The organism is Nocardia sp. NPDC059236, assembly GCF_042754085.1.
In the GTDB taxonomy this organism is placed as follows: Bacteria; Actinomycetota; Actinomycetes; order Mycobacteriales; family Mycobacteriaceae; genus Nocardia.
The window spans coordinates 50,450-74,194 of the sequence record NZ_JBHZAF010000015.1 but is presented as its reverse complement, the minus strand read 5'-3'; the positions used below and the strand labels follow the sequence as shown (position 1 = coordinate 74,194).

Below are 23,745 nucleotides of genomic sequence, written 5' to 3'. Positions count from 1 at the left end.
TAATACGGCGTTTCACATTTCGAGGGAGGGAGTTCGTCATGAACACGGGCGAGGGCACGGCCACCGAGCTCTACCGGCGGGCCCAGGACGGCACATTCCGCCTGGAGGTGGGGGCGGCGCGTAACTGCGCCGCACACTTCCTGCGGTTCGCAGACGCACTGGACCCGCAAATCGAGCACAGCCACGATACTCACACCCTCACCGGCTTCGGGGATTTCGACTCCGCCCACCAACTCCGGCGCGGCTTCGAACACAAGGGCCGCCAGCTCACCGAGGCCCTGACCGCCCTGCAGCACTCCGCCCTCGACATGGCCGCCGCCTACCTGCTGGCCGCCGGCCTTATCGAGGCCACCGACGCCACCTGTTCGCGCACCCTGCTGGCCGCCTCCGCCGGCCTCTGAGACTTCGGGTCTTGTTGATCCCTCACCCGGAGAAGGTTGGGCCGGTATCCGTCGAACGGGTACCGGCCCAATTCTTGTCGTCCGGATCCGGCGCCGTCGGTGGACCGCCAACCCGTTCCGCCGCAGCCGATCTCATCCGTTCCCGGAGAACGCCACCGTCGTCCCCACCCCGATGATCATCGCGCCGCCGGTGGCCCCCACCGCCTCCAGCCGCCGCGGTGAGCGCACGAACCACTCGCGCGCCGACGCCGCACCGAGCGCCCACACCACATCCGAAAGCACCTGCAGCACCGGGAAGATCGCCCCCAGCACCAGGAACTGCACCGGCAGCCACCCGTTGGCGGGCACCGCGAACTGCGGCAGCACCGCCGCGAAGAACACCACCGTCTTCGGATTCGTCGCCCCCACCACGAACCCCTGCCACACCACCCGCCGCTCCGCCCCCTCCGGCACTCCCGCCCGCAAACTCTCCCCGAGCTTCCGCCGTCCCCGAATAGCCATGCCCCCCAACCAGATCAAATACACCGCCCCCGCGATCTTCACCACCAGAAACAACATCGCCCAGGCCATCAACAACGCCCCCAACCCCACCGCCGCCCCCACCAAACACACCACAGTCCCCGCCCCTGTCCCCACCACCGACAACACCGCCGCCCGCCGCCCCAACACCAGCGCCCGCCCCACCGCGAACATCACATTGGGCCCCGGAATCACAATCAGGATCACCGCCGCCACCCCGAATGCCACCACATGCGACACAGGCACCATCACCCCAGGGTAACGGCCCGCAACGGCCATGAGTGCCGAAAACCGTTGCCCCGCTGATGATCTATCCGTCGAGCTCCTCCGGTAGTAGCCACGCTCGACCGCCGCTCGGCAGCCCACCGCTCTCCACTCCGAGGCCTGCGCGTGCACGCGAATGAACTGGTCCCGCCGGCGCCCCGCCGCAGAGACTTGCGGACATCCCGTGGTGGCGTCGCCGATCCAGGTCGCATTTCACCTGATCAACAGCCGATTGTCAGACATCCGAGGTAGTGTGGATGTTATGAGCGCTGCCTATGACGTGGTTCCCTTCAGCGATTTGCTACACAAGCCGGCGGTGACCGCCGGCCGGTTGGAGCGGGTCCGCGCGCTGCGGTTGCGGCGGCGCGATGCCGGTGATCTGGCGCTGATGCGGGTGGAGCAGTTGGATGCCGAGGGAGCGGTCGTCGATTTCACGTCCCGGTTGCTGGCCGGGCTGGTCCGGCGTCTGGGTGCGGACGCGGTCCGGGAGGTGCTGCCCGACGCGTTGCCGTGGGTGACATTCCTGCCGGATTCGGACGTCGATCGGTTTGTGACCGAGCTGGTAGCGGTGGCGCAGGGTGCCGCGTCGCTGGAGAACCTGGCCCCCCTCGCCACCCTGCTGAATCAATGGCGGCACACCGCGGAAATCCATGCGGACCCCGCCCTGCTGGCGCTCCTGACTCGCGAGCCCGAAGGCGATCTGGGTGCGGTCGAACCGCCGGACCTTCCCGGGGGCGACGAGTGAGTCCCAAGCGAGGTGATCGCGCCGCCCCGCCTGCCATCGACCCGGAATATGAAATCCGTTTCGCCACAACCGAAGCCGTTGCCGGATGGGAGGACCTTACTCGACAGGCCGCGGCCAACCTGCGCCGTGCATTCGACACGATTCGCGACGATCCGCGGTCCACTGCGAATCCGGACCGGCACCACCGTCTCAAGGGCGCACTGGGATCAGCGCTGTGGAAGGGGGCTACCTTGGAGCGCTGGCAGTACGAGGTGACCGGCGGTGGCCGCATCTGGTACCTGATCGACGATGACAAGCGGACCGTTTGGATCATGCACGCCGGCACGGGGCATCCCAAGCTCACCGATTGAGATGGGTTGGGGTTAGCGGTCTTTCCAGTAGTTGTCGGGGCCTACCAGGTTGAGGATGGTGCGGGAGGGGGCCTCGAGGTTGGGTTCGAGGGAGGAGTCGACTGCGAGGTTGATGTAGAGGGAGTAGGACTCGTAGAGGTAGCGGTATTCCTGGCTGCCCCAGCTGGAGTAGGTGGCCTTGAAGAGGGTGTCGGTGTTGGCTTGGCAGACGCTGGAGCCGACGCCCTGGGTGGGGCACCAGACGTCCCAGATCTGGTCCTGGCCCTTGAGGCCGTTGTAGAGGGTTTCGGCCTCGGTGTTGGAGGGGAAGGCGAAGACCTCGATGGAGGTCAGGATCTTCTCGGAGGCGTCGAGGTAGACGCCGGTCATCATCTGCTGGCACTTGTTGTTCTGCAGCGCCGTCTTCACGTTCTGCGACATATTGCTGGAGACGCAGTCCTTGGGGCCGAACGAGTGACGGGTGAACACCACGCCCTTGCTGTCGGTGAAGCTCTGTGGCAGTAGGGCGTCCGCGGTGAACGGCGTCTTGTCGGTGGACTGCTTGTTGAGGGTGTTCTTGTCGAAGCCCGCGGTGGTGCTGGTCGGCGGCGCCGTCGTGGTGGTAGTGGTCGTGGAGGTGCCGGCGGCCGAGTTCTTGTTGGAGTCCTTGCCGGTGAGCACCACCGCGCCCACCGCGATGGCGATGACCAGCACCACCAGCAGGACGCCGAGGATCACCTTGAGTGCCGTGTTCGCCGAATTGGACTGCGGTGCAGTCGAATACGCCACCGGCTGCGGTGGCGTGGACCAACCGGTCGGCGGGCTCGGCGTGGTCGGCGGGCCGAACGCCACCGTCGGCATGGCGGGCGCACTGGCCGGCTGCCCGGCGTGCCGATCCAGCACCGCCAGCGCCTCGGGCACATAGTTCGCGCCGTCGGGCGTCAGATACACCGCCCGCAGCGTGTCGCTCCACTCCGTCGCGGAGGGCCGGGCGTCCGGCCCGAATCCGCCATTGCCGAAGGCCCGGTCGAACAGCGCCCGCACCCGCGGATCGAGATCGGCGGGCACCCCGGACGGCTGCCACGGCGCACCGGGCGCCCCCGCCCCGGCATCCGGCAGCAACGTCCGATACACCAGCACCGCCAGGTCGTACCGATCCTTGAACCGGTCGTGGGCCGCGTCGAGCGTCGCCGGCCCGGCCGTGTCGATGACGTACGCCAGCGGCGCGGCCGGCTGCCACAGCACGTTCTTGGCGGACAGGTCCCCGTGCACGAATTGCCGTTCCTCGACCACCCGCGCGATGTCGCTCAGCCGGATCGCCAGTCCGGCCCGGAAATACGACGCCACCTGCCCGGGCGCGGCCCACAGCTGATCCAGCGTGCGCGGCCGCCCGTCCGGCTGCAGGAAGTCCATGGGAATCAACGGCAGCACGGTCCCGGCCAGCATCCCCTCGTGCAGCACCAGATCGATCGGCCAGTTCACCGCCTCGGCGGCGTCCCCGGTGGATCCGCCCGCGGCCTCGGCGGCGAGGACCGTCTGCCGCCCGAAGAGCATGGCCTGCCGGGCCGATTCGATGGCGTCGGGACCGGTGACCGGAGTCCGGTACAGCTTGTAGAGCCGCTGCTGCCCACGCGGATCCCGGCACAGGTACTGCACCGACCGGCTGCCCGCTGTATAGAACGGTTCGTTGTCCACGTCATAGGACTCACCGGACAACCCTGCTACGACCACCATCGAACTACCCCCGCCCGAGCAGTAACTCCGACAACGCGAACGAACCCGACAACCCGGCGAGCCTAACCGTTCAACTGTCCGCCACGCCCGGCAATAAACGCAAGACACCGCTGACCGTCCCCTCATTCGCGGTCAGCGGTGTGGTGCGGTCGACCCGAAAGCTGACCCGGCAGTCAGCGCAGCGCCGCACGACCTTTCAAGCGGCCCAGGATCATCAGGGCGAGGAGGGTGACAAGAACCAGCAGCGTGGTACTGGCCGCGGCATCGAAGACTTCGCCGCGGTCGGTGGCCGCGAAAATGGCCACCGGCAGGGTTTTCCAGGTCGCGGGGTAGACCATGATGGTTGCCCCCAGCTCACCCATGGACAGTGCGATGGCCAGCCCCGCCGCCGCGCCGAGCGCGGGCAGCAGCAGCGGCAGCGTGATCCGGAACAGGACCCGCGCCGGTCCGGCGCCGAGCGATTCGGCGGCCTGCCGGTAGCCGGGGTCGAGCCGGTCCAGCGCCGCGGAGACCCCGCTGAAGGCGTAGGCCAGCACGAGCACCGTATGCGCCAGGATCACGATCCATTTGGTCCCGCCCAGCAGCAGCGGCCGCTCGTTGAAGGTGATGAGCACGCCCAGGCCGATCGCCACCGACGGCACCGCGACCGGTACGTGGAACACCGCGTCGGTGAGCCGCCGCAGCCAGCCGGGCGCCTCCATCGACGCCAGCGCCGCCCAGGTGCCCAGCGCCAGCGAGAGCAGTCCCGCCAGCAGCGCGGTCTGCAGGCTCACCGACAGGCTCGCGGACTCCTCGCCCGACAGCGCCCGGGAGAAGTTCGCGAACCCCAGCTGCGAGGGCAGCGGCCCGTTCCAGCGTCCGGCCAGTGCCGCCGCCACCACGGTCGCGATGGGCGCCACGAACACCACGGCCACCACGACCCCGAACACGGCGAGCACGGCGGCCCGCCCGCGCCTGGTCCACACCAGCATGGTTCAGCTCTCCTTCCGCGCACCGGTGAGGCGCGCGAACAGCAGTCGGTATCCGAGATACAGGCCGAGCGACAGCAATACCTGCACCGAGGCCAGCACCGCGGCCCCCGGCAGATCGAAGGTGACGATGCCGCGCGTGTAGATCAGCGCGGGCAGCGTGATGACACCCTTGGCCCCGGTGAACAGCACGATGCCGAATTCGTTGAGGGTCAACAGCAGTGTGAGGCTGCCACCCGCCGCCAGCGCGGGCCATGCCTCCGGCATCACCACCTGTGCCAGCACCCGCCACGGCGACGCGCCCAGACTGGAGGCCACATCCAGCTGTTCGCGCGGCAGCTGCGCGAACGCGGCCAGCAGCGGCCGCACCACGAACGGCGTGAAGAAGGTGACCTCGGCGAGGATCACGCCCCAGGGCGTGCTGAGGAAGTTCACCACCGGCCGCGTACCACCGGTGATCTGGTTGATGAGCGCGTTCACCGCCCCCGCTGTCCCGTACAGGAACGTGAAGGCCAGTGTCACGAGAAAGGACGGCAGTGTCAGCACCGAGTCGATGAGCCGACCCACCAGCTGCGAACCCGGAAACGGCACGAATGCCAGCACGATCGCCAGGAATGTCCCCAGCAGCAGGCAGCCGATGGTCGAGCTGACCGCGATGGTCACGGTGCGCAGCAGCGCATTCCGGAACGACTCTTCGGCCAGCACCGCCGACCAGGTCCCGACCCCTCGCCCGGACTTGGTCTCGGTCGACTCCAGCAGCACCCGCACGATCGGATACACCGCGATCAGCAGCACCGTCAGCACCGGCGGCAGTGTCCACAGCACCGGCTGCCACGACCGTCCCGGCTCGCGAGTCCCGGGAGCCTCTGCCGCGGAAGGAGATTCGAGCAGCGCGGTCACGACGGCCTCCCGTCCTGTGCTGCGGCCGACCCGGCGAACAGCTCGGACCCCTCGTCGGCGGTCACCGCGCGCCGTCGCGACACCGTCCGCCGTTCTTCCCGCAGCGGGCGCGATGTCACTGCGGCATAGGCGAATTCACCCGTCGCTTGACGGGTCAGCGGGGCGGTCATGCGCGGACCTCGCTGTCGGCGGCGGAGTCGGTGCCGATGCCCGGCGGGATGAGCACCCCGGCCGGGTCGGGGAAGCGCACGCCGATGTGGTCGCCGGGCGCGATCTCGGTGTGGCCCAGGACATCCGCGGTGAGCTCGGCGGGGATGCCCGCCACATCGAGGTGCAGCCGGGTCGAGGCGCCCTTCCAGACGCTGGTGATCACGGTGGCGCGCAGCGCATCTCGTTCCGTGAGCGGCACGATGCGCACGGTGTGCGGCCGGACGCACAACTGGGCGTCGGCATTCGGTTGCCAGTCCGGGCGTCCCACGCCGGGCGGCGGCGCGTCCGCGCGCAGCGTGTGCTCGCCGACGGTCACCAGCGCGGCGGTGCCGGAGACGTGTTTGACCGCGCAGGCCAGCAGATTCGCGCCGCCCAGGAAGGACGCGGTGAATTCGGTGGCGGGCTGCTGCCACAGTTTGTGCGCGGTATCGATGTCGACCAGCCGTGCGTCGCGCATGACCGCGATCCGGTCGGCCAGCGCGAGCGCCTCGGCCTGGTCGTGGGTCACGTACAGCATCGCCGTGTCCGGCAAGGCCTTTCGCAACTGCTGCAGCTCGCCGAGCATGTTCTGGCGCAATTGCGCGTCCAGTGCCGCGAGGGGCTCGTCGAGCAGCAGTACCCGGGGCCGGATGGCGAGCGCCCGCGCGATGGCGACGCGCTGCTGCTGCCCACCGGACAGCTCGCGCGGCAGCCGCTCGGCGTAGGCGCCCATGCCGACCATGTCCAGGGCCTCGGTCACCCGGGCCCCGATCTCGTTGCGCGGCACGCGATGTGCCTTCAGCCCGAAGGCCACATTGTCGTGCACCCGCATGTGCGGGAACAGCGCGTAGGACTGCACCACCACCCCGATGCCGCGCTTGGCGGGGGAGAGGTCGGTGACGTCGCGGCCGGCCAGCCGCACCGCGCCCGAGGTGGGCCGGACGAACCCGGCCAGCGCCTTGAGCGCGGTGGACTTGCCGGAACCGCTGGGCCCCAGGAGCGCGACCGTTTCCCCCGCGGCCACCCGCAGGTTGAAATCGGCCAGTGCCACAGTGGATTTACGGCCGCGGCCGTAGGTGACTCCGACCCGGTCGAACACGATGGCCGGTTCGTCGGTGGTCTCGCCGGCCACCGTCGATGTCGTCAACGCGGAGGACATGGTTGCTGCTCCTGGGGCTGGTATCGGACTGACGCCGTGCGCTAGCTACCGGTGGCCTTGGTGTAGGCGGCCACGTCGGCGTCGAGGTTGTCGAGCACGGAGGTCCAGTCGGGGTGCAGGACGGTCACGTCCTTGATGGTCGAGGCCGGGGACGGACCGTTGCCGGTGGCCGGGGCGTTCGCCAGATCCGTGCGGGACGGGATGGCGAAGGTGTCGGGCAGCGACTTCTGCACGTCGGCCGAGAGCAGGAACTCCATCAGCTTCTTGGCCGCGTCCGAATGCGGCGCGCCCTTGGCCATGCCCATCAGGTAGGGCAGCGAGACGGTCGACTTCTTGCCGTCGGCGGACGCCGGGAAGAAGACGTTGAACTTGGAGCCGCTCTTGACGCTCTGCAGGTTCATCTGCACATCGCCGTTGGCGATGAGGATCTCGCCCTTGTCCACCTTGGCCTGCAGCTTGCCGGTGGAGGAGGACGGGCCGACATTGTTGGCCTGCAGCTTGGCCAGATAGTCCAGCGCGCCCTGCTTGCCCATGAGCTGCTGCAGCAGCACCAGCACCGCGGTGCCGTCACCGGCCTGGCCGGGGGTGGAGTACTGCAGCTTGCCCTTGTAGTCGGGCCTGAGCAGGTCGTCCCAGGTCAGCTTGGTGGCGTCGACCGACGGGTTGGCGATGAAGCACAGGTAGTTGCCCGCCAGGGAAACCCACTTGCCGTTGGCGTCCTTGTCGGCGGCGGCGACCGCGCCGGTGTCCACGCCGCTGGCCTGCAGCAGCCCGGACTTGTCGGCCTTCTGCATGAACGGCGGCAGGGTGACGACCAGGTCGGCCTGCGGGTTGGACTGTTCCTTCTCCACCCGGCTGACGACCTCGCCGGAGCCGGCCTCCACCTCGTTGACCGAGATGCCGGTCTGCGCCTTGAACTTCTCGAAGACGGGCTTGTACCAGTCGCCGAGGCCATCGACGGAGTAGACGGTGACCGTCTTGCCGTCCTTCGAGTCGCTGCCGGTGCCGCCGCAGGCGGTCAGGCTGAAGGCGACCGCGGTGGCGGAGGTCAGGATGAGAGCGGTGCGGGCGATGTTGCGTGCGAGGCGGTTGTTCGAAATACGCACGGTGACTGCACTTTCGGTTCAGGGGACGGTCGAGTCGAAGACTGGGTGGAATTGAAGGGATGGGGGTACTCCGCCGCCCGGGCGAGGCGCGCCCGGGCGGCGGAATTCTCTAGCCGCGCTCGGCCAGCAGCAGCTGCGCGAATTCGGTGACCGACGGCACCACGTGGGTCGCTCCCGCGGCCCGCAGCTGCTCCTCGGTGTGCGCGCCGGTCAGCGTGCCCGCGACGATGCGCGCGCCCGCGGCCAGGCCGGTGGCGATATCGCTGGACGTATCACCCAGCACCGCAACGCGATCCACGGCATCGGCTTCCAGCCGCAGCACGGCGGTGAGCACCATGTCGGGGTAGGGGCGGCCGCGCCCGGCGTCGGAGGGGACCAGAGCCAGATCGGCGATGTCGTTCCAGCCCAGCGCGTTCAGCAGCCTGTCCTGGGTCTCGCGGCTGAACCCGGTGGTCAGCGCCACCTTGATGCCCGCCGCCCGCAGCGCCGAAATGGCCTCTGCGGCACCGGGAATCGGGCTCACGCCCGCCTCGGCGAATTTCGCGTAGGCGGCCTCGAAGGCGCGGTTGGCCAGCTGGGCGCGGTCCTCGTCGCCGAGCAGGGTGCGGAAGCACCAGATCTTGGACTGGCCCATGGTGTCCTGCACGAAGGTGCGGGCCGCCTCGCGCTCCGGGCCCGCGGCGGGCACGCCCGCGGCGGTGATGGCCGCCTCGAACGCCCGCTCGACCAGCCCGTCGTCGGCGACGGTGGTGCCCGCCATATCGAGGACAGCGAGTTCGATCTGCTTGTCGGACACGGTGATTCCTTTGGTCGAGGAGGTCTCAGAGCGAGAGGAGGTCGGCGGTCTCTTCGCCGAGGGCGGGGCCGAGGGTCATGCCGCGGCCACCCGGACCGGTGACGACCCAGACGCCGTCGGCCGCCTGTGCGCGGGTGACGATGGTGCCCGGATCGATGGACTGGCTGTACACGCCCGCCCAGCGCCGCACGATCGGCGGCAGCTTGCGGCCCAGTAGTTCCTCCATCACGCCGGTGAGGTGCTCGTAGGGGGCCTCGTCCACGTCGAAGGTGAACGGTTCGTCGTACTCGTGGGTGTCTCCGATGGTGAGCCCGCCGTGCAGGCGCTGCACGGCCAGCAGCTGCATCTTGTGCTGGGCGGCCGTGAACGGCTGCGCCTGTTCACGATTGAGCCGGTCCAGCTCCGGTCCGGCGAAGGCCGGGTAGTAGCGGAAGCTGTCGCCGTCGGCGATGGCGGTGGTGAGCGGTTCGCCCAGGGGAGCGGTCTGCATCATCTGCAGTCGCACCCGGCGCACCGGAATGTCGCCCACCAGTTCGCGGGTCAGGCCGGTGTGCGCGGCGCCCGGGCAGACCAGCACCAGATCGCCCTCGTGGCGGCGGCCGCGGTCGTCGATCACGGTGGTGCCGGTGACGGCGCGGGCCTCGGTGCCGGCGAAGAAGGCGTAGCGTTCGCTGGCCTCCATGTAGCGCCGCAGGGCGGGCAGCGCCTGCCGGGACTCCACGGCGGCATCGGTCGAACAGTGCAGGCCTGCAACGAATTTGCCGCGCAGCGCGGGGTTCAGCGCGCGCACCCGGTCGACGTCGAGCAGTTCGAAGCCGCGTTCGGCGGCCGAGGGGTGGGCCGCGGCGGCCTCGGCCACCGCGAGCTCGTTCTCCGAGCGCACCAGCGTGAGGGAACCGGCCGGGCGGAAGCCGACGCCGGGGACCTGGCCGCCGATCTCCTCCCACAGCTGCCGCGAGCGCAGGGTGAGCTCCAATTCGTGTGCGCTGCGCCCCGATACCCACACCAGACCGAAGTTGCGCACGGTCGCGCCGCGGGCTTCGACCTCGCGTTCGAGCTGGATGACGTGGTGGCCGCGCCGGATGGCGGCCAGAGCGTGGGCGGTACCGAGGATCCCTCCGCCGATGATGACCAATCGCATGGGAATCATCCTGAGCAATGGTCTAGACCTACGAGTGTTTCGTGTGGAAACGGTAGGTTAATAATTGGTATAGACCAATCGTGTGTAGGCTGGGGTCATGGACACGAGGGAGGCTGCCGGGGTGGAAGACCAGGTGGAGCCAGGCCGTCCGCTGGGCGAAATGCCCGGCGCCGGAACCGATTCCGCGCCGAACGCGCGCCTGCCGAAGTCGTACCGCGTGCGCGCGGAACTCGAGGCGCTGCTCACCGAACTCTCCGAGGGTGACCCGCTGCCCTCGGAACGCGAACTGGCCCTGCGCTGCGGCGTCGCTCGCGAAACCGTGCGTCAGGCCGTGCGAGAACTCTTGGTGGAAGGCCGTATTCGCCGTCAGGGCCGCGGCACGGTGGTCTCGCGCCCGAAGATGGTGCAGCCCCTGTCGCTGCGCTCCTACACCGAGGGCGCGATCAAGTTCGGCCGCAAACCCGGCCGTCTGCTCGTCGAATGGACCGATATCCCGGCGGACAAGGACACCGCCCAGGACCTCGCGCTCGAACCCGGCACGCCGGTCATGCATCTGGAGCGCATCCTGCTCGCCGACGGCGAGCGCATCGGCCTGGAGAGCACCTGGATGCCGCTGGACCGCTTCGCCGTGCTGCGCGAGTTCTACAACCCGGAGACCTCGCTGTACGCCGCCACCCGCGGCATGGGCGTGGTCTACGCGGTCGCCACCGAGCGCATCGAAACCGTGCTCGCCTCACCGCGCGAGGCCGCCCTGCTGGAATGCACGACAGCCCTGCCGATGCTGCTGCTGCACCGCCGCAGTGTGGACGGTGAAGGCGTGCCCATCGAACGCGTGCGCTCGCTCTACCGCGGCGACCGCATCGCGTTCCAGGCCAGGCTCACCGATTACTGACGCCGATCAGCGGAGCTGCGGGGCAACCTTTCCGCCCAGCAGTTCGATGGTGTGCAGCACCTTCTCGTGCGGCAGCGTGCCCACGCTGGCGTGCAGCATGAACCGGTCCAGCCCGAGCGTGTCGCGGACATCGGCGATCTTCTCCGCGACATGGTCCGGCGTGCCCACGAACAGCGAACCGCTCTGCGAGCGCAGCGCATCGAACTGCTGCCGGGTCATCGGACCCCAGCCGCGCTCGCGCCCGATTCCGGACATGGCCCGCGCGTACGGCGCGTAGAAGTCCTCGACGGCTTCCTTGTCGGTGTCGGCGACATACCCGTGTGCGTGCACCGCCACCGGCTGCGGCTCGTGCCCGCCTTCCTCCAGCGCCCGGTGATACAGATCCACCAGCGGCTTGAACCGCGCCGGCTGCCCGCCGATGATGGCGATGGCCAGCGGCAGGCCCAGCAGCCCTGCGCGCACGACGGATTCGGGGCTGCCGCCCACCGCGATCCACACCGGCAGCGGGCGATTCTCGGTGCGCGGGTAGACGATCGCGTCGGTCAGCGGTGCGCGGAACCTGCCGGACCAGGTGACCGGCTCCTCCTCGCGGATCTTGAGCAGCAGCGCGAGTTTCTCCTCGAAGAGCTCGTCGTAGTCGCTGAGGTCGTACCCGAACAGCGGGAACGATTCGATGAACGACCCACGCCCGGCCATCAATTCGGCCCGGCCGTTCGAAATCCCGTCCAGCGTCGAGAAGTCCTGGAAGGCCCGCACCGGGTCGGCGGAACTCAGCACGGTCACCGCGCTGGTGAGCTGGATCCGTTCGGTGCGTGACGCGATGGCCGCCAGCACGACGGCCGGCGAGGACGCGGCGAAGTCCTTGCGGTGATGCTCACCGACGCCGTAGACGTCCAGCCCGGCCTGCTCGGTGGCCACTGCCTCCTCGACCACCTGCCGCAACCGCTCGCCCGCGGTCGGCACCGGCCCGTCTCCGCCGACGGGATGAGTTTCAGCGAATGTCGTCAGCCCAAGTTCCACGGCCGGAACCCCTCTCGAGTCTTGTTTCCAAGTCAACCGAAAGGATAAACGGACCACGGTCCGGAAGAATTCCCCCGTACCTGGACCTGGGAATCTCGCGATCCGGACCGGCAGATAGTCTGGTACCCATGTCTGTGCGCACCCGCAAGCCCCTCGTTCCCGGCACGCAGTCGCCCATTCGCGAGGTCCCGAAAAACATCGAGCGACCCGAGTACGTCTGGAAGAAGACCGCCAAGGAGGGGCACGAGCCCTGGGTGCAGACCCCGGAGACCATCGAGAAGATGCGGATCGCGGGCAAGATCGCGGCCCGGGCCCTGGAAGAGGCCGGCAAGGCCGTCGCGCCCGGCGTCACCACCGACGAGCTGGACCGGATCGCGCACGAGTACATGCTCGACCACGGCGCGTACCCGTCGACCCTGGGCTACAAGGGATTTCCCAAGTCCTGCTGCACCTCGCTGAACGAGGTCATCTGCCACGGCATCCCGGACTCGACCGTGATCGAGGACGGCGACATCGTCAATATCGACGTCACCGCCTACATAGACGGCGTGCACGGCGACACCAACAAGACCTTCCTCGCCGGTGATGTGGACGAGGAGGTGCGCCTGCTGGTCGAACGCACCGAGGAGGCCACCATGCGGGCCATCAAGGCGGTCAAGCCGGGCCGCGCGCTCAATGTCATCGGCCGCGTCATCGAGGCCTACGCCAACCGCTTCGGCTACGGCGTGGTGCGCGACTTCACCGGCCACGGCGTCGGCCCGACCTTCCACTCCGGCCTGGTCATCCTGCACTACGACCAGCCCGCCGTGGAGTCGGTCATCGAGCCGGGCATGACCTTCACCATCGAGCCCATGATCAACCTGGGCGGCATCGACTACGAGATCTGGGACGACGGCTGGACGGTGGTCACCAAGGACCGTAAGTGGACCGCCCAGTTCGAGCACACCCTCGTCGTCACCGACGACGGCGCAGAGATCCTGACGCTCCCGTGAGAGTCGCGATGCCCCAGCGGGGTACCAGAACTCGGGCGATCGGCTCCCGCGGCCCGCGGCGGAAGAATTCGCGGGTCCTCCCGCCCAACCCCCGCGACGAGGGCCTGGGCGCGCTGCGCGCCACCATGCGACGCCACGTCGAACTCGCCGCGGGACGGCAGGTGCCGGAAGCGGACGACGCCCCCGGCGAGCAGCCCGACGTCGAAGTGACCAACGGCGCGGATGCCGAAGCGGACGACGGCCGCGACATCTACCCGAGCCGGGACGCCTACACGAGTAGCGGCCGAGACCCCTACCTCGGCCGGGACGCCTACACCAGCGGTGCGCGAGCGGGGAACAGCCCGCGTTGAAGGGTGCTCTGCTGGTCGCGGGGACCACCTCCGATGCGGGGAAGAGTGTTGTGGTGGCGGGGCTCTGCCGCATGCTGGCGCGGCGCGGGGTGCGGGTCGCACCGTTCAAGGCGCAGAACATGTCGAACAACTCGGTCGTCACCCTGGACGGCGGGGAGATCGGCCGGGCGCAGGCATTGCAGGCTCGCGCCTGCGGGCTGGAACCCAGCGTGCGATTCAACCCGGTGTTGCTCAAGCCCGGAAGTGATCGGCGCTCGCAGCTGGTGGTGCGCGGCAAGGCCGTCGACACCGTGGGGGCGAAGGATTACTTCCGGCATCGGCAGCAATTGCGTGCCGTTGTCGCCGAGGAATTGGCCTCGCTGCGAGCCGAATTCGATGTGGTGATCTGCGAGGGCGCGGGGTCGCCCGCCGAGATCAATCTGCGGGCAACGGATCTGGCGAACATGGGTTTGGCACGAGCGGCGGAACTGCCGGTCGTGGTGGTCGGCGACATTGATCGTGGGGGAGTGCTCGCCCATTTGTTCGGGACCGTGGCGATTCTGGAACCCGAAGACCAGCAACTGATTTCCGGGTTCATCATCAACAAGTTCCGGGGCGATGTGGACCTGTTGCGACCGGGGCTGGACCAGCTCGCCGAGCTGACCGCGCGCCCCACGCTCGGTGTCATCCCGTTTGCCGAGGACCTCTGGATCGACGCCGAGGACTCGCTCGGCACCGTCGCGGACGCCCCCGTCGGCCGTTCCCGCCCGCCGCTGGGCGGAGAGTGGCTGACGGTCGCCGCGATCCGGCTGCCGCGCATCTCCAATTCCACCGATGTGGAGGCCCTGGCCTGTGAACCCGGGGTGTCCGTGCGCTGGGTGAGCGACCCGTCCCGCCTGGCCGGAGCGGACCTGGTTGTCATTCCCGGCAGCAAATCCACCGTCGGAGACCTGGAGTGGTTGCGGCGCACCGGGATTGCCGACGCCCTGACGGCGCGTGCGGCGGCCGGTGGCCCCATCCTCGGCATCTGCGGCGGCTACCAGATGCTGGCCCGCACCATCGTCGATCCGGTCGAATCCGCCGCGGGCACCGTCCCCGGCCTGGGCCTGCTGGACCTGGAGATCGAATTCGCCGACCCCAAGGTGCTGCGCCGTTCCAGCGGCCGCGTCCCGGACAATGGTGTGCCGGGCCGTGACAGCGATCTCCCGGTGCACGGCTATGAGATCCACCACGGCCGCGTCACCCGGCAGGGCGACGACCCGTGGTTCGAACTCGACGGCGCTCCCGAAGGCAGTGTGCGCGAGGCGATCTGGGGCACCCATCTGCACGGGGCCCTGGAGTCGGACGAGTTTCGCCGCGCCTGGCTGCGGGTGGTCGCCGCGCGGGCGGGCCGCGCCGATTTCGTTGTCTCCGACACTGTTTCGGTCGCCAAGGTGCGCTCCGCCCAGCTGGATCTGCTGGCCGACCTCATGGAGAAACACCTCGACCAGGACGCGCTCGAACAGCTCATCACCGCTGGTGCGCCCGCGGATCTCCCCGTTCTGACCGTAAAGAAGTGACCGCCGTCACAATAATCCGCCCGACTCGCGTTCGGCCCCTCCGGCGCTCCTGTAGCGTGTTCGACCATGGAATCTCGGCGGATCACGGTCGGTGACCGCGAGTGGGCGGTGCGAATCGGCGGACCCGAAACCCGGCACCACGTCCTGCTGCTACCCGATGCGGGCGATCCGGCCGACATTTACGACCAGGTCTGTGCACGGTTGCAGACCTCGGACCTGCACACCATTGCGATCGAATCGATCGACGGTCTCGACGCCACCACCGTTTTCGCCATCCTCGACCAGCTGAAGGTCCCGTGGGCCAACCTGGTCGGCAGCGGCGCGGGCGCGGACCTGGCCTGGCAGCTGGCCGCCCGCGGCTTCGGCCGCTTCATGAGCCTCATCGTGGCCGGCGGCGGTCACCCGGCCGCGCCGGGCGCGGACGGCGCCGTCAAGGACTCTTCCTGCCCGCCGGTGGAGATCCCCACCACCCTGCTGGCCACCAAGCGCCTGCCGCGCCCGGTGGCCGAGGCTTCCAGCCGGTTCGTCTACGGCGAATTCCGGCTGGTCCCCATGGATGTCACCGATGTGGCCGCCGAAGCGGGCCACGAGCTGGCCACCGAAGTGGTGCTACGCACCAGCTTCTGGTGAGTCGGCCAGCCACTTCAGCCAGGAATCCAGCTCCCTGAACGCCTGGGTGCGCGGCGTCTCCGACGACAGGAACACATCGTGCCGCGCGCCCTCGATGGGCACGATATTGGTGCGCTCGCCCAGGCAGCCGGACCAGCGCTGGATCTGCTGGACGTCCAGCACCACATCCGATACGTCGGCGGCGGGCCCGTACTCGGCCATGAACTTGGTGACCTTCGAGCGCAGGATCAGCGCGGGCACCCCGATCTCGAGGCCCTTGTGCAGCCGCAGGTGCCCGCGCCGGATGGCGCGCAGCCAGCCGGCGTGAACGGGGTAGCCGCTCAACGGTTTCCAGTCCAGGTTGTAGTCCCACTCACCGGCCTGGGTGTGGTGCAGGCTGTCGCCGTAGGTGGTGGCCACGCCCAGCGGCAGCTTGGCGAAGGCGCGCAACCGGCCCAGGCCCTCGAGCAGCGGCGTGCCCACCGAGCGGTAGTAGCCGGGACCCTGCAGGTCGAACCACGGGCTGTTGAGCACCAGCCCGGTAATGCCCTGCGCGCGAACGCCTCCGGCTGCCTCCAGCCGGTTCAGCCACAGCGAGGTCACCAGGCCGCCGGTGGAGTGCGCCATGATCAGCACCGGCAGCTCGGTCTCCTCACGGATGACCTGCAGCGACCGGTTCAGCTCCCCGTCGTAGAGCGCCAGGTCGCTCACGTAGTGCGGGGTCTGCCCGGCCCGCTGCGAGCGCCCGCATTTGCGCAGATCCAGCGCGTAGAAGGCGTAGCCCTGGGCGGCCAGGTGCTGGGCCAGGTGCTCCTGGAAGAAGTAGTCGGTGAACCCGTGCACGTACAGCACGGCCCGGGTGGCGACCGGGGCGTCGGCCGGGGCATAACGGACCAGGGTGGCGACCACGTCGCCCTCACCGTCCGGATCCGGACCCATCGGAATGGTCAGCTGCTGGTAGTCGGCACCCAGTACATCGGGCTGCCAGGTGGTGGTCAACGACGTGGTGGATGACGTTTCGGAGGTCACACGCCCAACATAGACCGCGACTCAGCGATGTCCATTTGGGAGGGATCTCTCACATTCAGGGATTTCGAAGCGGGATTCGGGAATGGTCAGGGGCAGAATTGAGTCCAAGTGAACGACGGGTAACCTAACCCCCACCTGGTGACCCAAAAAAGACAAGGAAGTCGATCCCCGCCGTGTCGAACGCTGCCACGATTGAAAAGACCGATGTAGTACTCATCGGTGCCGGCATCATGAGTGCCACCCTCGGCGCCTTGCTCCGACAGGTGCAGCCGGACTGGTCGATCACCATCTTCGAGCGCCTGGAGGCCGCGGCCGCCGAGAGCAGCGACCCGTGGAACAACGCCGGTACGGGCCACTCCGCCCTGTGCGAGCTGAACTACACGCCGCAGAACGCGGACGGCTCGGTGGAGATCACCAAGGCGATCGACATCAACGAGCGCTTCCAGGTCTCGCGCCAGTTCTGGTCCTACTCGGTCGAGAACGGCGTGCTGGCCAACCCGTCGAACTTCATCAACCCCATCCCGCACGTGAGCTTCACCCACGGCCCGGACGGCGTGGAGTACCTGCGCAAGCGCCACGAGGCGCTGTCCAAGCACCCGCTGTTCGAGGGCATGGAATTCATCGACGACGCAGCCGAATTCAGCCGTCGCCTGCCCCTGATGGCCAAGGGCCGCGACTTCTCCGACCCGGTCGCCCTGAACTGGACCGAGGCGGGCACCGATATCGACTTCGGTGAGCTGACCAAGGAATTGCTGGCCTACCTGGGCGCGTCGGGTGCCGACATCGCGTTCGGCCACGAGGTGCTGAACCTGACCAAGCAGTCCGACGGCTCCTGGCTGGTCAAGGTCCGCAACCTGCGCAGCCACAAGGTGCGGGTCATCAACGCGAAGTTCGTGTTCGTCGGCGCGGGCGGCGGCGCGCTGCCGCTGCTGCAGAAGTCGGGCATCAAGGAGATCCGCGGCTTCGGCGGCTTCCCGGTGTCGGGCCTGTTCCTGCGCTGCACCAATCCGGGCCTGGTGGCTCAGCACGAGGCCAAGGTATACGGCCAGGCGTCGGTCGGTGCGCCTCCGATGTCGGTGCCGCACTTGGACACTCGCGTCATCAATGGCGAGAAGGGCCTGCTGTTCGGCCCGTACGCCGGCTGGACGCCGAAGTTCCTCAAGGACGGCAAGATGACCGACCTGATCAAGTCGGTGAAGCCGAACAACCTGTTCTCCATGCTCGGTGTCGGCGTCACCGAGATGGGCCTGGTCAACTACCTGGTCGGTGAGCTGCTCACGTCGCAGGCCGGTCGCATCGGCGCCATGGAGGAGTTCATTCCGCGTGCCGACGGCGACGATTGGGAGCTGATCATCGCCGGTCAGCGCGTTCAGGTCATCCGCCGCAAGGGCGCGGGCGGCGTGCTGGAGCTGGGCACCGCGGTCGTCGCGGCCGAGGACGGCACCATCGCCGGTCTGCTCGGCGCGTCCCCCGGCGCGTCCACCTGTGTGAGCGCCATGCTGGATGTCATGGAGAAGTGCTTCCCGCGCGAATTCTCCACGTGGGAGCCGAAACTCAAGGAAATGGTGCCGTCGCTGGGCGTCAAGCTCTCCGAGAACCAGGCCCTGTACCGCGAGGTCTGGGACTGGTCCACCAAGGCTCTGCAGCTGGATTCGGTGGATTCGGACAACACGCCCAAGCCCGTCGGTATCGCTTCTCACGCCTAGATGTGATAGCAAGACGCGATGATGTCAACGGTTGCTCTCAAACGGTCGTGGTCCCAAGACCTGGACACCGCGACGCTGTACAAGCTGTTGAAACTTCGCGTCGAGGTGTTCGTCGTCGAGCAGAAGTGCGCGTACCCGGAACTGGACGGGTTCGACCTGCTGCCGGAAACCCGGCACTTCTGGCTCGACGATGAGGGCGAGGTCATCTGCACCCTGCGCCTCATGGAGGAGCACGACGAGGGCGTGAAGTCCTTCCGCATCGGCCGCCTCTGCACCACCCCCGAGGCCCGCGGCCACGGCTACACCACCCGCCTGCTGCAGGCCGCCCTGGCCGAAGCCGGCTCGGCGACCGTCCGCCTGAACGCGCAGACCTACCTGCTCGACATGTACACCAAGCACGGCTTCAAGCCCGACGGCGAGGAGTACATCGAAGACGGCATCCCGCACATCCCGATGCGCCGCGGCTGACCCCGCACCCACCGAACAACCCCGCGCCCGCTGTGAAACCCACAGCGGGCGCGGCTGTTTCGTCCAGTGGTCCAGGTCGGCAGCGCGACCGGGAAGGGGTGCTCGGGGTGGGGGACGGGGGCGCCCTTAGAGTTGGGGTCGTGTCCGTTTCTCCTGTGGCTTACTCCGAGAGTGTTCGTGCGGCCCGTGATGAGGCCGGGTTTCCGTTCTCCGCGGTGGTCGGGCAGGAGCGGTTGCAGCTGGCGCTGATCCTGTGCGCGGTGCATCCGGGGATCGGCGGGGTGCTGGTGCGCGGGGAGAAGGGGACCGCGAAATCGACCGTGGTGCGGGCGCTGGCGCAGTTGCTGCCGCCGGTGGTGGACGAGTCCGGGGCGCGGCCCGCGCGGCTGGTGGAGTTGCCGGTGGGCGCCACCGAGGACCGGGTGGTCGGGTCGCTGGATCTGGAGCGGGTGCTGCGGGACGGGGAGCAGGCGTTCAAGCCGGGGCTGCTGGCCGCCGCGCATCACGGCGTGCTCTACGTCGACGAGGTGAACCTGCTGCACGACCATCTGGTGGATGTGCTGCTCGACGCGGCCGCCATGGGGCGGGTGCACATCGAGCGCGACGGTGTCTCGCATACGCATCCGGCGCGATTCGTCCTGGTGGGCACCATGAATCCGGAGGAAGGCGAGCTGCGGCCGCAGCTGCTGGACCGGTTCGGGCTCACCGTGGACGTGGTCGCCTCCCGCGATGTGGACGTGCGGATGGCCGTCGTTCGCCGCCGCCTGGACTACGAGGCGGATCCCGTCGCCTTCGCCGGCCGCTACGCCGCCGCGGATCGTGAAGTGGCCGAACGCATTCTGACCGCCCGCGACCAGCTCGCCGACGTCGGTCTCGACAATGTCGAGCTGCGCCGCATCGCCGCCCTGTGCGCGAGCTTCGATGTCGACGGCATGCGCGCCGACCTGGTGGTGGCGCGCACCGCGACCGCCCACGCGGCCTGGCGCGGAGCGACCGCGGTCACCGAGGCCGACGTCCGCGTGGCCGCCGAACTGGCGCTGCCGCACCGCCGTCGCCGTGATCCCTTCGACGAACCCGGCATCAGCGAGGAGCAACTCGACGACGCCATGCGGAAAGCGGCCGAGGAAGCGGCCCGCGCCGAGGAGGACGACAGCCTGGGAAAAGGTGAAGCGGTCCCGCCGAACAACGGTGCGGGACCGCAAGATCCGGCGGACGAGGCCGAGGACTCCGGCCTGAACCCGGAACACGCCAATTCACCTGGCGCCGAACCGGACTCGCGCGATGGCGGCCCCGGGTCGTTCGATGGCGCGGACCCCTTGCCGAGTGACTCCGATACCCCGGGTGACGGCCCGGATTCGGGCCATCGCCTCGAGCCGGACGGCGACCCGGATTTCTCTGGGGGAAGCCAGAATCCACCGGCTGACCTGCGCCCGGACGACGACGATCGGCGTGGCCGGAACGACTCGGCCGGCCGTGAGGGCCGCATCGCCGCCCCCACCGCAACCCTGCCCAAGCCCCCGCGCTGGGAGGTCCCTGGCGTCGGCGAGGGCGCGCCCGGCCGCCGCTCCCGTGCCCGCACCCGCCAGGGCCGCGTCGTGCGCATCACGGACGACACCTCCACCGGCCTGCATCTGCTGGGCACCATCTTCGCCGCGGCCCCGCGCCAGTTCGAGCGCGGCCGCCTGTCGGGCCCCCTCGCCTTCGCTGCCGACGACCTGCGGGGCGCGTATCGCGAAGGCCGCGAAGGCAACCTGGTCGTCTTCGTCGTCGACACCTCCGGCTCCATGGCCGCCCGCGACCGCCTAGCCGCCGTCACCAACGCGGTGGTGGCGCTGCTCCGCGACGCCTACCAGCGCCGCGACAAGGTCGCCGTCATCACCATGCGGGGCCAGGACGCGGAACTGGTCCTTCCGCCCACCACGTCGGTCGACATCGCCGTCCGCCGCCTCGCCGACCTCCGCACCGGCGGCAAAACCCCACTCGCCCAAGGCCTCCTGAAGGCCCGCGACCTCATCCGCCGCGAACGCACCCGGGACCCCCACCGCCGCCCCCTCCTGGTCCTCCTCACCGACGGCCGGGCCACCGGCGGCACCGACCCGCTCCCGCGCGCCCGAACCGCCGCCCGCATGCTCGCCGCCGACGCCGTCACCGCCATGGTCATCGACTGCGAACGCGGCATGATCCGCCTGAACCTCGCCCGCGACATAGCCACCGCACTCCGCGCCGGCTATCTCCAATTGACCGCCCTCACCGGCGATTCCGTCGCCGGCATCGTCCGCGCCACCCGAGCCGCCTGACCTTCGTCGGCGAAGCCGCACCGTCGCGGTCGGCCGATCCGGATCAGGGCGGGCACCGGGGTTCCGGAGCGGCCCCGGCCATGACCACGAGCGGTGACCGGTCGTCGTGCTGGACCGGGGCGCGGATCGGCGCGCCGGGTGCGTATGGCACCGTGATTCACCGACGAGTCGGTGTGGAAGGAGCTGGAGACGATGCCGAAGGGTGTGCCGCTGCCGGAGAGCATTCCGGATGACGGGCTGACGACGCGGCAGCGTCGGAATCTGCCTGTGCTCGCGGTGCACACCGGACCCGGGAAGGGGAAGTCGACGGCGGCGTTCGGGATGGCGCTGCGGGCCTGGAATCAGGGGTTCGATGTCGCGGTGTTCCAGTTCGTGAAGAGCGCGAAGTGGAAGGTGGGCGAGGAGGCCGCGTTCCGGACGCTCGGGAAGCTGCACGACGAGACCGGGGTCGGCGGGGCCGTGGAGTGGCACAAGATGGGGGAGGGCTGGTCGTGGACGCGGAAGCAGGGGTCCGATGAGGATCATGCGGCCGCGGCGCTGGCGGGGTGGCAGGAGATTCGCCGCCGCCTGGAGGCCGAGCAGCATCGGTTCTATGTGCTGGACGAGTTCACCTACCCGCTCAAGTGGGGCTGGGTCGACGTGGACGAGGTCGTCGAGACACTGCGCAACCGGCCGGGCAACCAGCACGTGGTGATCACCGGCCGCGACGCACCCCAGGCGCTGATCGAGGCCGCGGACCTGGTCACCGAGATGACCAAGGTGAAGCACCCGATGGACGCGGGCCGCAAGGGCCAGCGCGGCATCGAATGGTGAACACGCCCGCGGTCGTCATCGCCGCGCCCGCCTCGGGGAGCGGGAAGACAACCGTCGCCACCGGTTTGATCGGGGCGCTGCGCCGGGCCGGGCACCGGGTCGCGCCGTTCAAGGTGGGCCCGGACTACATCGACCCGGGATATCACGGGCTGGCGGCCGGACGGCCCGGGCGGAACCTGGATCCGGTGCTGGTCGGGGCCGACCGCGTGGTGCCGCTGTACCGGCACGGGAGCCAGGGCTGCAATCTGGCGGTCGTCGAGGGCGTCATGGGCCTGTTCGACGGGCGCATCGACGAACACCACACCGAACCCGTCGCCGAGGGCTCGACCGCCCAGATCGCCGCCATGCTGGGCGCGCCGGTCATCCTGGTGGTCGACGCGCGCGGGCACAGCCAGAGCCTGGCGGCCCTGCTGCACGGATTCGCGACCTACGACAGCGGAATCCGGCTCGGCGGGGTGATTCTCAACCGGGTCGGCAGCGAACGCCACGAGCAGGTGCTGCGTACGGCCTGCGCCCGCGTCGGGCTGCCGGTACTGGGTGCACTGCCGCGACTGGCCGAATTGGCGGTGCCGTCACGGCATCTCGGCCTGATTCCGGCGGTGGAGCACGGCTCGGCGGCCCAGGCCGCCGTGGACGCGATGACGGATCTCGTTGCGGCACATATCGATCTCGCGGCGGTGGCCGCCCTGGCCGCGTCGAGCGCACAGGGACAGGACTGGGATCCCGGCGCCGAGGTGACGGCGGCGGAATCCGGGCCGGTGGTGGCGATGGCGGGCGGACCGGCCTTCACCTTCGGGTACGCCGAACATCGCGAGCTGCTGGCGGCGGCGGGCGCGCAGGTGCGAGTCTTCGACCCGCTGCGCGACGAATTGCCCTCCGGTGCAGCCGGACTGGTCCTTCCCGGTGGTTTCCCCGAAGAGCACGCCGCCGAACTCGCGGCCAACACGGGCCTGCTCGACGCCATCGCCGAACAGGCCGGCCGCGGCCTCCCGATCCACGCCGAATGCGCGGGCCTGCTCTACCTGACCCGCACCCTCGACGGTCACCGCATGGCCGGGGTCATCGACGCCGAAGCCGAGTTCGGCCCGCGCCTCACCCTCGGTTACCGGGATGCGGTGGCGCTCACCGATACTCCGCTCTGGCGCGCGGGCGAACGCGTGCGCGGCCACGAATTCCACCGGACCCGCCTGGTCACCCCCGGATCCGCCGCTGCGGCCTGGGCCTGGCGCGCTCCCTCCGGCGAGACCGTCCGCGAGGGTGCGGCAGTGCATCGCGTCCACGCGTCCTACCTGCACACCCACCCCGCCGGCAATCCCGCGGCCGTCAGCCGATTCGTCACCACCGCCGCTGATTTCGCCCGCACCCATGCCCCGGCCTGAATTGGCTGTCGGGATCGGACTTCGTCCCGGGACAACCGCCGACGCGATCCTCGTCGCCATTCGAAACGCGGTAGGTGACAGGGAGATTCGCTGCTTGGCGACCGTCGAGCGGCGGGTCGGAGAGCCCGGGATCAGAGCGGCCGCCGACCGGTTGGGTGTCGAGCTGGTGGGATTCACGCTCACGGAGCTGGAGGCCGTTTCCGTCCCCAATCCGTCGGAGCGGGTTGCGCTTGCCGTGGGGAGCGCGAGCGTTGCTGAGGCGGCTGCTGTGCTGGCCGGCGGTAGCGGGAATTTGGTCATCGCCAAAACTGTTTTCGCTGGGGTTGTTATCGCTGCGGCAGAATTCAATTCGTCGTCGCAAATATGAAAAGCTAAGTAATACAGGACATTTCGGGTTTCTA

Annotated in this window: 25 protein-coding genes; 14 read left to right on the top strand and 11 right to left on the bottom strand. The window is 69.1% G+C overall.

Features of this window, described 5'->3' with window-relative positions; genetic code table 11:
• Positions 1-38 precede the first annotated feature (38 nt).
• A complete protein-coding gene (locus ACFXIV_RS32575; RefSeq protein ID WP_379402452.1) occupies positions 39-401 on the top strand; it encodes a hypothetical protein in 363 nt (120 codons plus the stop codon).
• Positions 402-533: 132 nt separating this feature from the next.
• Here ACFXIV_RS32575 and ACFXIV_RS32570 read toward each other — a convergent pair whose 3' ends face one another.
• Positions 534-1,169, bottom strand: coding sequence for a LysE family translocator (locus ACFXIV_RS32570; protein WP_379402453.1), 636 nt, complete (start codon positions 1,167-1,169; stop codon positions 534-536).
• 277 nt (positions 1,170-1,446) lie between these two features.
• Here ACFXIV_RS32570 and ACFXIV_RS32565 point away from each other — a divergent pair, with 277 nt between their 5' ends.
• Both ACFXIV_RS32565 and ACFXIV_RS32560 read left to right on the top strand, forming a co-directional pair.
• Positions 1,447-1,929: a hypothetical protein gene (locus ACFXIV_RS32565; protein ID WP_379402454.1), complete on the top strand. Its 483-nt coding sequence runs from the start codon at positions 1,447-1,449 to the stop codon at positions 1,927-1,929.
• Positions 1,926-2,279, top strand: a complete 354-nt coding sequence (locus ACFXIV_RS32560) for a hypothetical protein (RefSeq protein WP_379402455.1) — start codon at positions 1,926-1,928, stop codon at positions 2,277-2,279. The genes ACFXIV_RS32565 and ACFXIV_RS32560 overlap by 4 nt, the downstream gene beginning before the upstream one ends.
• 12 nt (positions 2,280-2,291) lie before the next feature.
• Here the strand turns inward: ACFXIV_RS32560 and ACFXIV_RS32555 are convergent, their stop codons facing one another.
• The 8 genes from ACFXIV_RS32555 to ACFXIV_RS32520 form a co-directional block, all read right to left on the bottom strand.
• On the bottom strand, positions 2,292-3,992 hold the full coding sequence (locus ACFXIV_RS32555) for a hypothetical protein (protein ID WP_379402457.1): 1,701 nt from the start codon (positions 3,990-3,992) through the stop codon (positions 2,292-2,294).
• 173 nt (positions 3,993-4,165) lie between these two features.
• A complete protein-coding gene (locus tag ACFXIV_RS32550) occupies positions 4,166-4,963 on the bottom strand; it encodes an ABC transporter permease subunit (RefSeq protein ID WP_379402458.1) in 798 nt (265 codons plus the stop codon).
• A 3-nt stretch (positions 4,964-4,966) separates the two neighbouring features.
• The gene (locus ACFXIV_RS32545) at positions 4,967-5,860 is read right to left on the bottom strand and encodes a 2-aminoethylphosphonate ABC transporter permease subunit (RefSeq protein WP_379402459.1); all 894 of its coding nucleotides are present in this window, start codon (positions 5,858-5,860) and stop codon (positions 4,967-4,969) included.
• Positions 5,857-6,030, bottom strand: a complete 174-nt coding sequence (locus ACFXIV_RS32540; RefSeq protein WP_379402460.1) for a hypothetical protein — start codon at positions 6,028-6,030, stop codon at positions 5,857-5,859. The genes ACFXIV_RS32545 and ACFXIV_RS32540 overlap by 4 nt, the downstream gene beginning before the upstream one ends.
• Complete coding sequence (locus tag ACFXIV_RS32535) at positions 6,027-7,208, bottom strand: ABC transporter ATP-binding protein (protein ID WP_379402462.1); 1,182 nt, start codon at positions 7,206-7,208, stop codon at positions 6,027-6,029. Before ACFXIV_RS32535 ends, ACFXIV_RS32540 begins: the two co-directional genes overlap by 4 nt.
• 41 nt (positions 7,209-7,249) lie before the next feature.
• Entirely contained in the window at positions 7,250-8,314 is a 1,065-nt protein-coding gene (locus ACFXIV_RS32530) for a 2-aminoethylphosphonate ABC transporter substrate-binding protein (protein WP_379402463.1), read from the bottom strand.
• A gap of 109 nt (positions 8,315-8,423) precedes the next feature.
• Positions 8,424-9,110: a phosphonatase-like hydrolase gene (locus tag ACFXIV_RS32525; protein ID WP_379402465.1), complete on the bottom strand. Its 687-nt coding sequence runs from the start codon at positions 9,108-9,110 to the stop codon at positions 8,424-8,426.
• Between the two features lie 25 nt (positions 9,111-9,135).
• The gene (locus ACFXIV_RS32520; RefSeq protein ID WP_379402466.1) at positions 9,136-10,251 is read right to left on the bottom strand and encodes a TIGR03364 family FAD-dependent oxidoreductase; all 1,116 of its coding nucleotides are present in this window, start codon (positions 10,249-10,251) and stop codon (positions 9,136-9,138) included.
• Positions 10,252-10,411: 160 nt separating this feature from the next.
• On the opposite strand from ACFXIV_RS32520, the gene ACFXIV_RS32515 reads away from it, so the two are divergent.
• Entirely contained in the window at positions 10,412-11,143 is a 732-nt protein-coding gene (locus ACFXIV_RS32515; RefSeq protein WP_379386890.1) for a GntR family transcriptional regulator, read from the top strand.
• A 6-nt stretch (positions 11,144-11,149) separates the two neighbouring features.
• On the opposite strand, the gene ACFXIV_RS32510 is transcribed toward ACFXIV_RS32515, so the two are convergent.
• Entirely contained in the window at positions 11,150-12,163 is a 1,014-nt protein-coding gene (locus tag ACFXIV_RS32510; RefSeq protein WP_379402467.1) for an LLM class flavin-dependent oxidoreductase, read from the bottom strand.
• Positions 12,164-12,291: 128 nt separating this feature from the next.
• Here ACFXIV_RS32510 and map point away from each other — a divergent pair, with 128 nt between their 5' ends.
• The 4 genes from map to ACFXIV_RS32490 all read left to right on the top strand — a co-directional run bounded on the left by map (position 12,292) and on the right by ACFXIV_RS32490 (position 15,673).
• Positions 12,292-13,155 (top strand): type I methionyl aminopeptidase, encoded by an 864-nt coding sequence (map, locus tag ACFXIV_RS32505; protein ID WP_379402468.1) that lies wholly within the window; start codon positions 12,292-12,294, stop codon positions 13,153-13,155.
• Between the two features lie 8 nt (positions 13,156-13,163).
• On the top strand, positions 13,164-13,505 hold the full coding sequence (locus ACFXIV_RS32500) for a hypothetical protein (protein WP_379402469.1): 342 nt from the start codon (positions 13,164-13,166) through the stop codon (positions 13,503-13,505).
• Positions 13,502-15,043 carry a cobyric acid synthase gene (locus ACFXIV_RS32495; RefSeq protein ID WP_379402471.1) on the top strand — a complete coding sequence of 514 codons (1,542 nt, stop codon included), beginning with the start codon at positions 13,502-13,504 and terminating at the stop codon, positions 15,041-15,043. Before ACFXIV_RS32500 ends, ACFXIV_RS32495 begins: the two co-directional genes overlap by 4 nt.
• A 66-nt stretch (positions 15,044-15,109) precedes the next feature.
• Positions 15,110-15,673 carry an alpha/beta fold hydrolase gene (locus ACFXIV_RS32490; protein ID WP_379402472.1) on the top strand — a complete coding sequence of 188 codons (564 nt, stop codon included), beginning with the start codon at positions 15,110-15,112 and terminating at the stop codon, positions 15,671-15,673.
• Here ACFXIV_RS32490 and ACFXIV_RS32485 read toward each other — a convergent pair.
• Complete coding sequence (locus ACFXIV_RS32485; protein ID WP_379402521.1) at positions 15,653-16,591, bottom strand: alpha/beta hydrolase; 939 nt, start codon at positions 16,589-16,591, stop codon at positions 15,653-15,655. The two genes, ACFXIV_RS32490 and ACFXIV_RS32485, sit on opposite strands and share 21 nt — an antisense overlap.
• 263 nt (positions 16,592-16,854) lie before the next feature.
• Between ACFXIV_RS32485 and mqo the strand changes: the two genes are divergently transcribed.
• From mqo to ACFXIV_RS32455, 6 genes are all read left to right on the top strand, one after another.
• On the top strand, positions 16,855-18,387 hold the full coding sequence (gene mqo, locus ACFXIV_RS32480; protein WP_379402473.1) for a malate dehydrogenase (quinone): 1,533 nt from the start codon (positions 16,855-16,857) through the stop codon (positions 18,385-18,387).
• A gap of 18 nt (positions 18,388-18,405) precedes the next feature.
• The gene (locus ACFXIV_RS32475) at positions 18,406-18,855 is read left to right on the top strand and encodes a GNAT family N-acetyltransferase (RefSeq protein ID WP_354837578.1); all 450 of its coding nucleotides are present in this window, start codon (positions 18,406-18,408) and stop codon (positions 18,853-18,855) included.
• 140 nt (positions 18,856-18,995) lie between these two features.
• Positions 18,996-21,152: a magnesium chelatase subunit D family protein gene (locus tag ACFXIV_RS32470; RefSeq protein ID WP_379402474.1), complete on the top strand. Its 2,157-nt coding sequence runs from the start codon at positions 18,996-18,998 to the stop codon at positions 21,150-21,152.
• Positions 21,153-21,344: 192 nt separating this feature from the next.
• Positions 21,345-21,965 carry a cob(I)yrinic acid a,c-diamide adenosyltransferase gene (gene cobO, locus ACFXIV_RS32465; protein WP_356997889.1) on the top strand — a complete coding sequence of 207 codons (621 nt, stop codon included), beginning with the start codon at positions 21,345-21,347 and terminating at the stop codon, positions 21,963-21,965.
• The gene (locus tag ACFXIV_RS32460; RefSeq protein ID WP_379402476.1) at positions 21,959-23,344 is read left to right on the top strand and encodes a cobyrinate a,c-diamide synthase; all 1,386 of its coding nucleotides are present in this window, start codon (positions 21,959-21,961) and stop codon (positions 23,342-23,344) included. The genes cobO and ACFXIV_RS32460 overlap by 7 nt, the downstream gene beginning before the upstream one ends.
• Positions 23,331-23,711: a cobalamin biosynthesis protein gene (locus ACFXIV_RS32455; RefSeq protein WP_379402477.1), complete on the top strand. Its 381-nt coding sequence runs from the start codon at positions 23,331-23,333 to the stop codon at positions 23,709-23,711. The genes ACFXIV_RS32460 and ACFXIV_RS32455 overlap by 14 nt, the downstream gene beginning before the upstream one ends.
• Positions 23,712-23,745 lie beyond the last annotated feature (34 nt).